Genomic DNA, 15,163 nt, shown 5'->3' with positions numbered 1-15,163 from the left:
TCTCTGCGCTTCTGTGTCTGAGGTCTCAACGGGAAGTACATCCGTCATATGGCATATTTGATGGATGGCAGAATTCAAGCAGTCCACCAAGCTTCACAACGTCCTATACGACATCCGTGGACCGATCCTTCAGGCCGCCCAACAGATGGAGGCGGAGGGTCACCGGATCCTCAAACTGAACATCGGAAACCCCGCGCCGTTTGGATTTGAAGCCCCGGACGCCATCCTGGTGGACATGATCCGCCACCTGCCCCATGCCCAGGGCTACAGCGACTCCCGGGGCATCTTCTCGGCCCGGACCGCCGTCTCCCAGTACTACCAGACCCGCGGAATCCAGAACATCCATGTGGACGACATCTACCTGGGCAATGGCGTCAGCGAACTGATCACCATGTCCCTCATGGCGCTGCTCAACGACGGCGATGAAGTGCTGATCCCCACACCGGATTACCCGCTGTGGACAGCTTCCGTTGCCCTGGCGGGCGGGAAGCCCGTGCACTACCTCTGCGATGAGGAATCAGGCTGGCAGCCTGACATTGAGGATCTTGAAGCCAAGATCACGCCGCGCACTAAAGGCATTGTGGTGATCAACCCCAACAACCCCACTGGCGCGGTCTATCCAGAAGAGACGCTGAAGAAGATCGTGGCCCTGGCCGAAAGGCACGGACTGATCCTTTTCGCCGATGAAATCTACGAAAAGATCCTGTACGAGGACGCCGTGCACATCAACATGGCCGCGCTCACGGGCGACAACGTCCTGTGCCTCACCTTCAGTGGACTGTCCAAGGCCTACCGCGTCTGCGGTTACCGTGCCGGCTGGATGGCCATCTCGGGCCCGAAGAAGGATGCCTCGGACTACCTGGAAGGCATCAGCCTCCTGGCCAACATGCGCCTCTGCGCCAATGTGCCTGCCCAGCATGCCATCCAGACCGCACTCGGCGGCTACCAAAGCATCAACGACCTCATTCTGCCCGGCGGCAGGCTGCTGGAACAGCGGAACAAGGCCTACGACATGCTCAACGCCATCCCCGGTGTGAGCACGCAGCAGGCCCGTGGCGCCATGTACCTCTTCCCGAAACTCGATCCCGAGGTATTCCATATCCGCGACGACGAGAAGTTCGTTTTGGACCTGCTGCGCGAGCAGAAAATCCTGGTCTCCCACGGCCGGGCCTTCAACTGGGTCCGCCCCGACCACTTCCGGATGGTTACCCTCCCGCTGGTGAAGGACCTCGAGGAGGCCATCAACCGTATGGGGGACTTCCTGAGCAGGTACAAAGGGAACTAGCCTGTGGGGATGCGCCAGATGGCGCGGACACTGCGGACAAAGGACCCCAATGGCCGACTTGGTTGAGTTCAAGAAGCACCCCGTCGATACGCTGAGGGTGGGGAAAGGCTTCTCGCTGGCCGAGGCCGACCCTGACGCGACGCCCGGTTACAAGGGCAACAAAGCCGATGGCCAGACAATTCTGGCTGAATTGGACGGCGCGTTGGCCGAACTTCAGGAAAAGCTGTTCGCGGAGTCGCGCTTCGGCGGGAAAAAACGGCTTCTGCTGATCCTGCAAGCCATGGACACTGCGGGCAAGGGCGGAATCGTCAACCATGTGATGGCTTCAATGGATCCGCAGGGCGTCCAGTTCAAGGCTTTCAAGGCACCCACCGAGGAGGAGAAGTCCTATGACTTTCTCTGGCGGATCGAGAGGGAGGTTCCCGGAGCGGGCATGGTGGGCATCTTCGACCGCTCGCACTATGAGGACGTCCTGATCCACCGGGTCCATAACTGGGCTTCGCCTGACGAACTTAAGCGCCGCTACCGGGCCATCAATGAGTTCGAGGCGCGCCAGACTGATGCCGGAACAAAAATCATCAAGGTGATGCTCAATATCAGCAAGGATGAACAGAAGACCCGGCTCCTTGCCCGACTGGACAACCCCGCCAAGCACTGGAAATACAGCAGCAATGACCTCAAGGAACGGGCGTTCTGGGGCGACTACATGGGCGCCTACCAAGCTGCGTTCGACGAGACCAACACGGAAGCGGCACCCTGGCATGTGGTTCCGGCCAACAAAAAATGGTATGCCAGGATCGCCGTACAGCAGCTGGTGTTGGGTGCGCTGTCTGATATGAAGCTGGACTGGCCGAAAGCTGAGTTCGACGTCGCTATCGAACGGGAACTGGTCGATCGGTCCTGACTTGTTTGGGGCCGGTTGTTCCGAGGGCAGGACCGCACTGGGTATTCAGAGGGCTCGTCAGAGCGGCTGGTCGCGGGCGGCAGCGAGCCGCTTGCGGGCGCCTTCCAGCCACTCCTCGCAGCGCTTAGCCAGGGCTTCGCCGCGTTCCCACAGTGCCAGGGATTCCTCAAGGCTGGCGCCGCCCGCCTCAAGCCTCCCCACCACGTGTACCAGCTGTTCGCGGGCTTCCTCGTAGCTCAGTGCTTCCATTTCCGGGTCAGGCTTTGTCTCGGGCATGTGCTTCTCCTTGTTGTAGTTCCCCAGTGGATGTGGCGCCGAACAGGCCCTGGGCCACGCGTACGGACAACGCAGTTCCCGACGGCGCCTCCGAAGGGTCGCGGACCACAGCGTGGCCGGCGGCTTCAGCGGCGTGGGCCGGCCGTCCGTTGGCCAGTTCGACCACGGCGTAGCCGCGGTCCAGCGTCTTTTGCGGTGACAGCGCACGGACCTGTGCCTGCAGGTGAACCAGCTGGTCAGCCGCCCGGACCACTGTTGAGCTGACGGCGGCCGATGATCTCCTCAGGAGGCGTTCGATTTCCTCCGCGCGTCCGGTGACCATTGCTTCGGGCGTGGCCAGGACCGGCCGGGAGTGGAGTGCGGACAACCGGTCCGACTCCCGGTCCACGAGCCTGCCGATGCTCCTGCGCAGGTGCTCGCGTGCCTGGCGCACACCGGCCAGTTCCTCGGCAACGTCAGGCACAATCCGCTTGGCGGCATCAGTGGGCGTGGACGCGCGGAGGTCCGCCACGTCGTCGAGGAGGGGGCGGTCCGCTTCATGTCCGATGGCGCTGACCACAGGGGTGGTCGTGGCCGCGACGGCACGGATCAGTTCCTCGCTGTTGAAAGGCAGCAGGTCCTCCAACGCTCCGCCGCCCCGGGCGATGACAATGACGTCAACGTCGGGGCGGCCGTCCAACTCCTGCAGAGCTCGGATGATCTGCGAGACCGCGGTGTTGCCCTGGACTGCCACCTCACGGATCTCGAATTCGACGGCGGGCCAGCGCAGTGCGGCGTTCTGGACCACGTCCTTTTTGGCGTCGGAGTCCCGTCCGGTAATCAGGCCGATGCGGTGGGGGAGCAGCGGCAATGGTTTCTTCCGTGAATCGGCAAACAGCCCCTCGGCTGACAGGGCATGCCGCAACCGTTCGATCCGCGCCAGCAGATCGCCAAGCCCGACAGGCCTGATGTCCCTTACCTGCATGTTGAGCCGCCCGGTCTTCAGCCAGAACTCCGGCTTGAGCAAGGCCACCACGCGGGAGCCACGCTCCAGGGGCATGTTCTGCCGGTCCAGGACCTTCGTCCAGACCGACGCCGGCAGGGAAACTTCCGCGTCCACATCCCGGAGGGTGAGGTACGCGTTGCCGCCCCGGCGGTTCATCTCTATGACCTGACCCTCCACCCACGCCGAGGGTGTGCGGTCGATATGGGCCTTGAGTTTCTGGGACAGCAGTTGCAGCGGCCAGGGATTGTCCGGGCTGGTCTCAGCGGCTGTGGCAGGCACCGTAGTGGCAGCAGTGCCTGGCCGGGCGGCCTGGTCAGACATGTCCGCCGCCCCGGGAAGCTGTGGGTGGCGGCATTGCGGTCCTTTGTTCGGGAGGTGGCGGTTCGTGTTTGAATGGCGGCGGTCAGTCAACTGGCTGCTGTCAGCGGGCTGGCGGATGCCATTCAACCTTATCCATAAGCTGTAGCACCCTAGACTGACATTCTTTGTCCAGACACCAGCCCTATGATGGCTGTGCTGCCGCCAACCCGTGAGGACCCGTTTTGCGCACCTTCGTTTCAGCCATCGCCGTCGTCCTGGGCGTTTTGCTGTCCGCATTGGCCGTTCCCGCCATCTGGCTTGACCGCAACGTGGTTCAGGAGGATGGCTTTGTGGCGCTGGCCGGTCCGCTGGGGAAGGACGCAGAATTTCAGCAGCGGCTGGCCATCGCCGCTGTTGGCACCATTGACACTGGGACCATCCCGGACGCTCTGGCAGGTCTGGTGAGGCCAGTGCTTGAGGCGGCGGCCGGTTCCCTCACTGCGTTACCGGGCTACCAGGCGGCCTGGGAGGAGACACTGCGGAAGAGCCACCGGCTCAACCTAGCCGCACCGGCAGCAGTTCCTGCCGGCCCGGACTCCCCGTCGTCGCTCACTTTGGACTTGGCGCCACTGGTAGCGCTGGCGACGGAGGAGCTCGCGCGCACCACGGGACTGCCGCTGACTGCGCCGGAGCAGACGCTGATCAACGTTGGAGAACCGGAGCAGCGCCAGCTGGTCGAGAGGGTGTCCGTTTACGCGCCGCTCGGTTATCCCCTTGCCATCGGAGCGGGTATTGCCTTTGCGCTTGCCCTTGTTTCCGCCCGCCGTCGCTGGTCAGTGGTTTTTGCGGTGGGACTTGCGGCGCTTGCGCTGACCGGCCTGTGGTCTGCCGGTTCGCAGCTAGCAAGGGATGCTGTTGTGGGGGCGGCGAGCGGCAATGGGCTTGCGGACATGTTCAAGGATGCGTTTGTGGCGGCCGCTTCCAGCAGCTTCCAATCATGGGTCGGCGGTGCCGCGATAACCGGCGGTGTGCTGGTCGCGGCGGCCCTTGTGCTCCGGATCGCCTCGCCGGGGCGGCGGCCCCCAACCCGGTAGCATGGAGAGATGACTTCCTCTGCTGTGTCCCTCTCGATGCCAACGGTCCCGCGCAGGCGGCGCTCGCCTGAGGAGGTAGCCGCGGCGGCTCCGGTGACCGGTCCCAAAAAGGTACTCCTGGCTGCGCCCCGCGGTTATTGCGCCGGTGTGGACAGGGCCGTGATCGCCGTCGAGAAGGCCTTGGAACACTACGGTCCGCCGGTGTATGTCCGGAAGCAGATCGTGCACAACGTCCACGTGGTGAGCTCGCTGGAGGCACAGGGCGCCATCTTCGTCGACGAGACGGACGAGGTCCCGGAAGGCGCCCTGGTGATATTTTCCGCCCACGGGGTATCGCCGGCCGTCGTCCAGTCCGCCGAGGACCGCGGGCTGCGCACCATTGACGCCACCTGCCCGCTGGTGACGAAGGTTCATAAGGAAGCCGTGAGGTTCGCCAAGGACGACTTCGACATCCTGCTGATCGGCCACGACGGTCACGAAGAAGTGGAAGGGACCGCCGGCGAGGCCCCGGAGCACATCCAGATCATTAACGGTCCCCACGAAGTGGACAAGGTAACCGTCAGGGATCCCGAAAAGGTCATCTGGCTGTCCCAGACCACCCTCAGCGTGGACGAGACCATGGAAACCGTCCGCCTGCTGAAGGAGCGGTTCCCTACCCTGCAGGATCCGCCCAGCGACGATATCTGCTACGCCACCACTAACCGTCAGGTGGCCATCAAGAAGATCTCGCCCCAGGCCGACCTGGTCATTGTGGTGGGATCGGCTAACTCCTCCAACTCGGTCCGCCTGGTGGAAGTCGCCCTGGAGTATGGGGCCAAGGCCTCCTACCGGGTGGACTTCGCCAATGAAGTGGATGAAGCGTGGTTTGAAGGCGTGGAAACGGTCGGAGTCACGTCAGGGGCTTCAGTGCCGGAGATCCTGGTCACGGACGTCCTTCGCCTGCTGGCCGACTACGGCTACGGCTCCGTAGAAGAAGTTGTCACGGCCGAAGAGGACCTCCTTTTCTCGTTGCCCAAGGAACTCCGCGCAACCCTGAAGGAAGCCGGGGACGTCAGCCGGGCACTCGGCGGACGCCGCTCCCGCGACTGACCAGTCTCCGGCAACGTCAGGCTGCGGCCTCGTCCTGCTGAAACTCCGGCGCCGCCAGCGTGCGCGGCGTAACCTCGAGTGCCGGCGGGGTGAGCAGCCCTGATTCATCCATGGCATTGAGTTTCCGTGCGGTGGGCAGGATCCGCGCTTCCAGGGTGCCGATCATGGCGTTGTACCGGTCCACTGAAGACTTGAGTGACGAACCTAGCTTGCCCACGCTCTCCCCGAGTGTTCCCATGCGTTCGTACAGCTGACGGGCGAGGTCAAAGAGTTCGCGTGCACTGTCCGTCAGCACATCCTGGCGCCACGTGAAGGCCACCGATTTGAGTACGGCCAGCAGGGTGCTTGGAGAGGCGAGCACCACATTCCTGGAGAGCGCGTGGTCCAACAGCGTCGCGTCGGCTGTCAGGGCGGCAGCCAGGATGGATTCCGCCGGCAGGAAGCAGATCACCAGCTCAGGGGAGTTCCCGGGGATGTCCCAATACTTCTTGTTACTCAGCGAGTCCACGTGGGCCCGCAGCGCCTTGGCATGGGCAGCCAGCAGGGATTGCTGGTTGCCGGGGTTCCCAGCTGTGCCCGAATCCTGACGCGCACCCAGCTCCTGGGCCTCCAGATAGGAGGACAACGGCACCTTGGCGTCCACCACCAGCTGCTTCTGGCCCGGAAGCTGGACTACGAGGTCGGGGCGGACCGCTGAATCTGTTCCGGCGCTGTGGACCTGCTCCAGGAAATCCACGTGCTTGAGCATCCCCGACGCTTCAACCACACGGCGCAATTGAACTTCACCCCACTGTCCACGCGCACTGTTGGAGCGCAGGGCGGACTCGAGGGCGTGCGTGGAGCGGATCAGCTGGGCATCAGAGAGCCTGGCCTCCTGCAGTTGCTGGGCCAGCTGGCCGTACTGTTCAAGGCGGTCGCGTTCCAGCAGGGCCACCTGCTGCTGCACGGCGGACAGCTTTTCCGCCACCGGGGCCAGTGCGCGGAGGACGCTCCCGTCCTGGTTGCGAGACTCGCCGAGCTCCCGGTTCTGCAGGGAAAGGAGGCGGCGTTCCGCGTCTGCGGCGGCGAACTGGGCGCTGACCTCGGAAAGGCGCGACGAGACGGCGTCGAAGTCTTCCTCCAGGGCACGACTGTGCCGGCGCAGGAAAAAGTAGGCGGTGGCGGCGCCGGCGACGGCACCCACCAGCAGCATCAACAGGGCGAGAATCAGGGCTAAAGCATCCATATCCTCACTGTTGCATGACCCTGTGACAATTTGCGGAAGCGACATATTCGGCCACCCGTTCCACCACGGTGTTGCAGCGCCGGGGACCGGCTGGGGCCCATGTCTCCGGCAACCGGTAGAATCAATGCTCGTGGCTCTTACTATTGGCATCGTCGGACTGCCCAACGTCGGCAAATCAACTCTTTTCAACGCACTGACCCGGAATCAGGTGCTGGCCGCGAACTATCCGTTCGCTACCATCGAACCCAATGTCGGCGTCGTGAACCTGCCGGATCCCCGGCTCCAGCAGCTGGCGGACATCTTCGGCTCGCAGCGGCTCCTGCCCGCCCCGGTGTCCTTCGTCGACATAGCCGGAATCGTGAAGGGCGCATCGGAGGGCGAAGGCCTGGGCAACAAGTTCCTTGCCAACATCCGTGAGGCCGAGGCTATCGTCCAGGTGGTCCGGGTGTTTGATGATCCCGACGTCATCCATGTGGACGGCAAGGTGGATCCCCGTTCGGATATGGAAACCATCAACACCGAGCTGATCCTGGCTGACCTCCAGACCATCGAAAATGCGATTCCCCGGATCGAAAAAGAAGTCAAGATCAAGAAGCGGGAAGCCGCTGAGCTGGCAGCCATCAAGGCCGCGCAGTCGGTCCTGGAACGCGGCGACACCATCTTCTCCTCGATCAAGAGCGACAAGCTGGAGATGGAGCACCTCAAGGAGCTCAGCCTCCTGACCGCCAAGCCGTTCATCTACGTCTTCAACGCCGACGAAGGCATCCTGGGCAGCCCGGAGAAGCAGGACGAGCTGCGGGCCCTGGTTGCCCCCGCGGACGCCATCTTCCTGGACGCGAAGCTCGAATCCGACCTCGTGGAGCTGGACGAGGAGGAGGCGCGCGAAATGCTGGAAATGAACGGCCAGGACGAGTCCGGCCTCGACCAGCTGGCGCGCGTCGGCTTCCATACCCTGGGGCTCCAGACCTACCTCACAGCCGGTCCGAAGGAAACACGCGCCTGGACCATCCACCAGGGCGACACCGCGCCGCAGGCAGCAGGCGTCATCCACAGCGATTTCCAGCGCGGCTTCATCAAGGCCGAAGTGGTGTCCTTCCATGACCTCATCGAGGCGGGGTCCATGGCTGAAGCGAAGTCCCGTGGCAAGGTCCGGATTGAAGGAAAAGAATACGTGATGGCTGACGGCGATGTGGTGGAGTTTAGATTTAATGTCTAATTGATTCCGGGTAACTGTCTAAGCCAAGTGGACTTTCCAACGCTGCAAGCAATGGTGACGCGTGGAGCTCGGGGACGGGATGTAGATCAATCTCGTGGCGGGCGAGAGCCATGATGGGCCCACCGAACGAGTGAGGTAGCCGGACCGCACTGCTTGTTCGTGACTCTCAGGGTGATGGCTGCGCTCAGGTGACCGGTTGCGTCCAAATCGGTCTAGCTGTCGCTAGAGTCATATCATGCGATATAATTCGACCATGGTGAATCCAGTTCGAGCGCTTCGAGAGGCCGCCGGCCTGAGCCAGGCAGAGCTTGCCCGACGATCCGGGATTGCTCAGCCGAATGTTGCCGCCTATGAGGCAGGGCGGCGCAGCGTCTCGGTCAAGATGCTCGAGCGCCTGCGGACGGCCGCGCGGCCACTGCCTCATGATGCGCTCGCTGCGCGCCGTGCCGACCTTCTGAGCCTAGCGGGCCGGTATGGCTTCGACAATGTCCGTGTCTTCGGCTCGGCGGCTCGCGGCACAGACAGTTCCAGCAGCGATCTGGACATCTTGGTCACCCGATCGCCCGGCACCGGGTTGCTTACGGTCGCGGCGTTCGCTGCTGATGCGAGCGAGTTGCTCGGTGTCGAGGTCGATGTGGTGACCGACGGCGGTCTGCGTGCCGATCATGAGATCATGGCGACGGCTGTCGCGGTATGAACAAGCGGGATGATGCAGCTCTGACGGAGATCATCCGACTGTGTGGCGTCGGCGCGAATCTCGTGGCACGCGGCGACGAGTGGTACCTCGGGGACCCCGACAACGTTCCGGGCCTGGCGTCAGAGTCACTGATCATCAAGATTGGCGAGAATGTGGCTCGTCTGAGCGACGCTACGACCGACCGGCATCCCGAAGTGCCATGGACATTGATCAAGCGGATGCGGGACCGCCTGGCGCATCACTACGAGGTAACTGACTACGGTGCGGTCTGGGACACGATGATCGTCGACCTGCCGGCGATCAGCAGATACATTCAGTCGCTCTCAGCAGAGTGAGACCGCGAGGCCAATCGGGGGAAAGATTGCTCGGCTACAGAACGTGGTGGAGTTCCGGTTTAACGTGTAGTCGAGTTCCGCTTCAACGTTTGACTCGGGGATTACGAAGGTTGATCTCGATTCGAACCCTTTTGGAGTGGATGCATCAGCACCCGGTGCTTTGGCAGTAAGGGATAGAGTCCATGCCAGCAGGAGGGCGCTGGCCCTTACTGCCAAGGAACCACAGGGTTATCCACATACCCGAATGTGGCGGTTACGTGCAGCCCGCTGTCCGGCGATGCTTGGCGAATGGGAATCAGATACTACGCGTACGCCTTCGACGACAACGTTACCGATCAAGCGCTTGCCGATCCTCTCAGCGTTCTCTCCGTTGATCCGCTCGCCGATGCATGGGGATTCGAACACGGTGCCATGATCAGCACCCCGACGTTTGAGCAAGCGGTGCCTGAACGGGACATGCTGTACCTCGACAAAGTATGGCGGCAAGTGCAGTGCCTCACTGCACCAGCGGAACCAGACCGGATCGCCCGTCCTGCCTATCGGATGTTCGAGGGCGACGTGGCCATGAACGGCATGGGCTGGGAGGCTTGGGTGCGGACGTTGACCCCACCGGAGGTTTTGGCCGTCGCAAGGGACCTGGAAGATGTTTCCGACGAAGACGTGGCGTTGCGGCTGCGGGAATCGCATTGCTTCAGTCGGGACTTTGAAGGTGAGTTCGACTATGTCGTGAGCTACCTTCGGCAGGCGCGGACGTTTGCGGTGAACCTGCTTCTGAGGGACGCGGCATGGTCTACGTGATCGGATGATGCCCATCCGGTGTCATTGTTCAGCCGGCAGGCAGTCAACGTCTACCCTGCCCGGGACCACCCCAGGGCGGGACCCAACTTGGTGGCGATGTCGGTGAGGATCTGGATGTAGTCCTCGTGGCCGAAGCTGAAGGGCAGCGCGAACGCCACTTCGTCGACCTCTTGGAAGCCCGCGTGTGCGTACAGCTGTTCCGCAATCTGATCGCTGGTGCCGATGAGATCCTGGGCGAACAGCATTCGCTTCGGCCCCTGCGGCGCACGGGTGCGGGGAGTTCGTTCGTCGACGTAACGCTGGTACTTTTCCCGCTGTTTCGCCGACGCCGAATCGGTCGGGATCACCACCAGTCCCTGCGAGACCCGGGCTTGTCCTCGCGCTTGGGACGATGTCGCGGCTGCTTCACGGTAGGCGCGGATCTGCGATTGCTGGATGTCGGCGAATGACGGTTCTTGGTCAGCCTCCGGGAACATCACACTGCTGGAGAGCAGGTTGAATCCGTTTGCGCCAGCCCAGATAGCCGATTTCCTGCTTGCCGCCCCATACCAAAGTCGTTGACGCAGCCCGGGAGAGTGGGGCTCGACGCGGTTGGAGAATTCCTCGACCACACCCTGCCTGCCGGAAAATTCCCGGACGGGTTCCCCTGCGATCAATCGGGCAAACCGATCCACGCGGGCGTAGCTGAAGTCCTCCAGCTCGGCTGAATCCGGATACAGCTCGTGCTTCACCGTGCCATAGTTCATAGGTTCGCCTACGCTCAGGCCCGGATTGATGCGTCCGCCCGCGAGCAGGTCCACGGTGGCCAGGTCCTCGGCCAGGCGCAATGGGTTTTCCCAGCCCATCGGGGTCACTGCGGTTCCAAGCTCAATCCGGGAGGTTCGCTGGCTGGCCGCGGCCATGATCGCAATGGGGGCAGAGATTCCGAACTGCAGATGGCGGTGGCGCAGCCAGGCGCTGTCGAACCCAAGCCGCTCGCCCAGTTCGATGACCTGCAACGTCGATTCGTGCCCCGCGCCCGGATCCGCCGGATCGAAGAGGCCAATAGTAAGGAATCCAAGCTTGCGTAACGGTCGTGAAGAGTGGGGCATGGGCTTCCTTCAAGGATTGGTGTACGGCTGATCCTCATGGTAAGCCGACATTGGGTCACGCCCTGAACCACTAGAATTCAAGGAAAACAAAGGAGGCGGCATGCCCCTGAGGCATCTGATTAAGGTCATTACCGGGGCCGTCGGTGCGGCGCTGGTTATCTCGGGGTGCTCCGCGTCCGGGGGAGCGCCCCCGGTGGTGGTCGGCGAGACGAACCGCGGCGGCAGCGCCACCGTGGCCGAGGTGAATGCTTTCACGTCCTTCAACCCGTTCAGTGCCGCCGGAAACACGGACATCAACACCAAGATCGGCCACATCACCCATTCAGGGTTCTTCTATGTGGACGACACCGAAAAGGTGGTTCGGAACGAGAAGTTCGGCCGGTTCGAAAAGATTTCCGACAAGCCACTGAAGGTGAAGTACACCGTCAATGAGGGTGTGAAATGGTCCGACGGCGCACCCGTCGACGCCGGCGACCTCCTTCTGTCGTGGGCCGCCGGATCCGGCTACTTCGACAACGCTGACCCCCAAGCCCGGACCGGCACTACCTACTTTTCTGCCGCCGCTGACAAAAGCGGCCTTGCGGCCACCGCCCTCCCCGAGGTCGGCAGTGACGGCCGTTCGATCACCCTCGAGTACGCCTCACCGTACGCCGACTGGGAAGTGGCGTTCGACGTCGGGCTCCCCGCCCATGTTGTAGCCGCCAAGAGCGGACTGAACGACGAAGCGGACCTCATAGACCTGATCAAGGGCTCGCCCCGGGGCGACACCAAAGAGCCCGTAATCAATGCTCCGCTGAAGCGGGTCAGCGATTTTTGGAACTCGGGTTTCGACACAAAAACGCTTCCAGATGACCCTGCCATGTATCTCTCCAGCGGCCCGTACATTGTTCGCGACATCGTTCCAGGCTCTTCGATGCGGCTGGTCCGGAACAGGGACTATGTGTGGGGGCCGGAGCCCTATCTGGATGACATCACCGTGCGGTTCACCGGGGCCGCCTCCACAGCCATTGCCGCCCTCCGGAACGGACAGGCGGACATCATCGCCCCGCAGCCTTCTGCCGGTACCGAAAGCCTCTTCGACGGGCTGGCGGAGCAGGGCAATACCATCCAGCGCTTCAGCCAGTCCGGTTACGACCACCTCGATCTCAACTTTTCGGGACCGTTCGCGGACAAGGACGTCCGGGAAGCGTTTCTGAAGACCGTACCGCGGCAGAAGATCGTGGATGACGTCGTGGGCGGATTTGTAGCCGACGCGAAACCGCTGGACTCACAGGTCTTCCTGCCAGCCCAGCCCAAATATCGGGACGCCGTGAAGGGCAACGGTTCGGCCAACTACTCCGACGTGGATATCAAAGGCGCTAGGTCGAAATTGCGGGATGCTGCTCCTACCATCCGGGTCCTGTACAACAAGGACAACCCCAACCGGGTGCGGGCCTTTTCCCTGATCCGCGAATCCGCGCGCTTGGCCGGATTCAGCGTTGAAGACGCGGGCCTCGGCAGTTCGGATTGGGCGAAAGCGCTCGGCGGCGGCAGCTACGACGCCGCCATCTTCGGCTTCATCGGACCCGGGGTCGGCGTCAGTCGTGTCCCGCAGATCTTCAAGACCGGTGGCGGCAGCAACTTCAACGGATTTTCCGACCGCGACGCGGACAAAGCCATGGAGCAACTGGCTGGCACCACGGACCTGGCGAAGCAGGACGAACTGCTGGCTGACATCGACAAACGCGTCTGGGAAAGCGCCTACGGCCTGCCGCTGTACCAGACCACGGGAACTGTCGCCCTCAGCAGCCGCGTGACGGGTGTCAAGCCCAGTTCCGGCCCTTTGGGCGTCTGGTGGAATGTGTGGGAGTGGCGCCTGAAATAGGCCGTCCTGGGGGCTCGTCGACGTTGTGGGAGTCCGTCCCCGGCCTCGATTCGCAGCATCCCTTACCAGCGAGTAGCATGTGACTTGCGCAACTTACGGGTACCGGCTAGTTATTGACGATTAACTGGTTACGGTTTGGCAACGGAGTACCAGTATTTGGACTTTGTGCGGTTAGGCTACTCGTATATGTATGCCACGTCACAGTGAGAACCTGTGTTTGGCCTGCCGGGGAGCACAAGATTTCCCCTGAATTTCTCCCACAACTCATAGGAGGCGGAATGCGTTTTACGCGCACTTCCAAAGCACTCGGCATCGTGGCAATCGCCGCCCTTGCCTTGACCGGCTGCGGCGCTGGAGGCGGCAGCACTGACGGTGCCAGCCAATCTGCCGGTGACCCCAATAAGGTCATCACCGCTTACAACGGCGAACCCCAACACCCATTGCTACCGGCAAACACCAACGAAACGAGTGGTGGGCACGTGGTAGAGCTGCTGTTCGAAGGCCTTCGCAGCTACGACGCCGACGGCAAGCCGATCAACGCCGTTGCTGATTCCATTGACTCACCTGACGCTCAAAACTGGACCATCAAGATCAAAAAGGACCAGAAGTTCACCAACGGTGAAGCCATCACGGCGAAAACCTTCGTTGACTCTTGGAACTTCGCCGCCAACTCCAAGAACCTGCAGAACAACGGATTCTTCTTCGAGTCCATCGCCGGTTACGACGACGTCTCGGCCGTGACCACTGAAAAGTCCGCGGACGGCAAGACCACCACCACGCCCGCCCCGAAGGCCGACACCATGTCCGGCTTGGCAGCAACCGACGATTCCACCATCACGGTCAAGCTGGCCCAGCCTGAGGCTGACTGGTCCCTGCGTCTTGGCTACTCGGCCTTCTACCCGCTGCCCTCCGCTGCGTTGAAGGACCCTAAGACGTTCGGCGAAAACCCCGTTGGCAACGGCCCCTACAAGTTTGAAAAGCAGGGAGCCTGGGTCCATGACCAGTCGATTTCCCTGGTAAAGAACGCCGACTACAAGGGTCCGCGGGAGGCCAAAAACGGTGGCGTCACGTTTAAGATCTACACCGATCCCAGCCCCGCTTACACGGACCTGCAGGCCGATAACCTGGACATCACTGACGTGCTGCCCTCCAACGCCACGAAGACCTACGTCACGGACTTCTCTGGCCGCAACGCCACCAAGCCCGTTGCCAGCGACGCCACGCTGGACATCCCGGGGTACAACGTGAACTTCCAGGGTGAAGCCGGAAAGCTGCGCCGTCAGGCTCTGTCCTACGCCATCAACCGCGAGGAAATCACGAAGGTGGTCTTCAACGGAACAAAAACGCCGGCCACCGGGTTCGCCCCGCCGGTGATCGACGGTTACACGGCCAACATCCCGGGCAACGAAGTCCTGAAGTTTGATCCCGCCAAGGCCAAGGACCTCTGGGCCCAGGCCGAGAAGATCAAGCCGTACGACGGCTCGAAGCCGCTCCAGATAGCCTCCAACACTGACGGAGGACACAAGGAATGGATTGACGCCGTGGCCAACGGCTTCAAGAACAACCTCGGTATCCAGGCTGAAATCCAGCCCTTCGCCAAGTTTGCTGAAGTCCTCAACCTGCGCAAGTCCCAGTCCCTCCCAGGTCTGGCCCGCTCCGGCTGGCAGGGTGACTACCCATCGCTCTACAACTTCCTCGGACCGGTCTGGGCAACGGGCGCATCGTCAAACTACGAGAAGTACTCGAACCCCGAGTTCGACAAGCTGCTCAAGGAGGGCCTTGCTGCCAAGACTACCGACGAGGCTAACGCCAAGTTCAACAAGGCGCAGGAGATTCTCTTCCAGGACCTTCCCGGACTGCCGCTCTGGGATTATGCAAGGCCGATTGTGTGGAGCAACAACGTCTTGAGCGCCGAGACCGGCTGGAACGGCGGAATCCTCTACTACAACATCACGGCCAAGTAGTCTCCAGGATCTAACTTGCCGCCAGGCGTATGGGGGTCCG

Annotated in this window: 14 protein-coding genes; 10 read left to right on the top strand and 4 right to left on the bottom strand. The window is 62.2% G+C overall.

Going from position 1 to position 15,163, the window contains the following annotated elements; translation table 11 throughout:
* Window positions 1-64: 64 nt before the first annotated feature.
* Window positions 65-1,285, top strand: coding sequence for a pyridoxal phosphate-dependent aminotransferase (locus ACQCSV_RS14430; RefSeq protein WP_354153402.1), 1,221 nt, complete (start codon window positions 65-67; stop codon window positions 1,283-1,285).
* Window positions 1,286-1,334: 49 nt separating this feature from the next.
* Entirely contained in the window at window positions 1,335-2,189 is an 855-nt protein-coding gene (locus ACQCSV_RS14425) for a polyphosphate kinase 2 family protein (RefSeq protein WP_354153403.1), read from the top strand.
* 57 nt (window positions 2,190-2,246) lie between these two features.
* On the opposite strand, the gene ACQCSV_RS14420 is transcribed toward ACQCSV_RS14425, so the two are convergent.
* Both ACQCSV_RS14420 and xseA read right to left on the bottom strand, forming a co-directional pair.
* A complete protein-coding gene (locus ACQCSV_RS14420; RefSeq protein WP_426938661.1) occupies window positions 2,247-2,465 on the bottom strand; it encodes an exodeoxyribonuclease VII small subunit in 219 nt (72 codons plus the stop codon).
* Window positions 2,446-3,771, bottom strand: coding sequence for an exodeoxyribonuclease VII large subunit (gene xseA, locus ACQCSV_RS14415; RefSeq protein WP_426938660.1), 1,326 nt, complete (start codon window positions 3,769-3,771; stop codon window positions 2,446-2,448). Before xseA ends, ACQCSV_RS14420 begins: the two co-directional genes overlap by 20 nt.
* 221 nt (window positions 3,772-3,992) lie before the next feature.
* Between xseA and ACQCSV_RS14410 the strand changes: the two genes are divergently transcribed.
* Complete coding sequence (locus tag ACQCSV_RS14410; RefSeq protein ID WP_426938659.1) at window positions 3,993-4,844, top strand: hypothetical protein; 852 nt, start codon at window positions 3,993-3,995, stop codon at window positions 4,842-4,844.
* A 9-nt stretch (window positions 4,845-4,853) separates the two neighbouring features.
* Window positions 4,854-5,933: a 4-hydroxy-3-methylbut-2-enyl diphosphate reductase gene (locus tag ACQCSV_RS14405; RefSeq protein WP_426938658.1), complete on the top strand. Its 1,080-nt coding sequence runs from the start codon at window positions 4,854-4,856 to the stop codon at window positions 5,931-5,933.
* 16 nt (window positions 5,934-5,949) lie between these two features.
* Here ACQCSV_RS14405 and ACQCSV_RS14400 read toward each other — a convergent pair whose 3' ends face one another.
* Entirely contained in the window at window positions 5,950-7,158 is a 1,209-nt protein-coding gene (locus tag ACQCSV_RS14400) for a DNA recombination protein RmuC (protein ID WP_426938657.1), read from the bottom strand.
* A gap of 130 nt (window positions 7,159-7,288) precedes the next feature.
* Here ACQCSV_RS14400 and ychF point away from each other — a divergent pair, with 130 nt between their 5' ends.
* The 4 genes from ychF (at window position 7,289) to ACQCSV_RS14380 (ending at window position 10,204) form a co-directional block, all read left to right on the top strand.
* Window positions 7,289-8,374 (top strand): redox-regulated ATPase YchF, encoded by a 1,086-nt coding sequence (ychF, locus tag ACQCSV_RS14395; protein WP_111908549.1) that lies wholly within the window; start codon window positions 7,289-7,291, stop codon window positions 8,372-8,374.
* A 253-nt stretch (window positions 8,375-8,627) separates the two neighbouring features.
* Window positions 8,628-9,071: a helix-turn-helix domain-containing protein gene (locus ACQCSV_RS14390; RefSeq protein ID WP_426938656.1), complete on the top strand. Its 444-nt coding sequence runs from the start codon at window positions 8,628-8,630 to the stop codon at window positions 9,069-9,071.
* Window positions 9,068-9,406, top strand: coding sequence for a HepT-like ribonuclease domain-containing protein (locus ACQCSV_RS14385; RefSeq protein WP_426938655.1), 339 nt, complete (start codon window positions 9,068-9,070; stop codon window positions 9,404-9,406). The genes ACQCSV_RS14390 and ACQCSV_RS14385 overlap by 4 nt, the downstream gene beginning before the upstream one ends.
* Before the next feature lie 288 nt (window positions 9,407-9,694).
* A complete protein-coding gene (locus tag ACQCSV_RS14380) occupies window positions 9,695-10,204 on the top strand; it encodes a hypothetical protein (protein WP_426938654.1) in 510 nt (169 codons plus the stop codon).
* Window positions 10,205-10,254: 50 nt separating this feature from the next.
* On the opposite strand, the gene ACQCSV_RS14375 is transcribed toward ACQCSV_RS14380, so the two are convergent.
* Window positions 10,255-11,295 (bottom strand): LLM class flavin-dependent oxidoreductase, encoded by a 1,041-nt coding sequence (locus ACQCSV_RS14375; RefSeq protein WP_426938653.1) that lies wholly within the window; start codon window positions 11,293-11,295, stop codon window positions 10,255-10,257.
* A 100-nt stretch (window positions 11,296-11,395) separates the two neighbouring features.
* On the opposite strand from ACQCSV_RS14375, the gene ACQCSV_RS14370 reads away from it, so the two are divergent.
* Together ACQCSV_RS14370 and ACQCSV_RS14365 are read left to right on the top strand one after the other, a co-directional pair.
* On the top strand, window positions 11,396-13,159 hold the full coding sequence (locus tag ACQCSV_RS14370) for an ABC transporter family substrate-binding protein (RefSeq protein ID WP_426938652.1): 1,764 nt from the start codon (window positions 11,396-11,398) through the stop codon (window positions 13,157-13,159).
* A 278-nt stretch (window positions 13,160-13,437) separates the two neighbouring features.
* Window positions 13,438-15,123, top strand: a complete 1,686-nt coding sequence (locus ACQCSV_RS14365) for an ABC transporter substrate-binding protein (RefSeq protein WP_354153414.1) — start codon at window positions 13,438-13,440, stop codon at window positions 15,121-15,123.
* The last annotated feature ends 40 nt before the right edge of the window (window positions 15,124-15,163 follow it).

Source organism: Pseudarthrobacter sp. S3, from assembly GCF_050156905.1.
Lineage (GTDB): Bacteria > Actinomycetota > Actinomycetes > Actinomycetales > Micrococcaceae > Arthrobacter.
The sequence above is the reverse complement of the archived record's forward strand: the minus strand, read 5'-3'. Positions and strand labels throughout refer to the sequence as shown.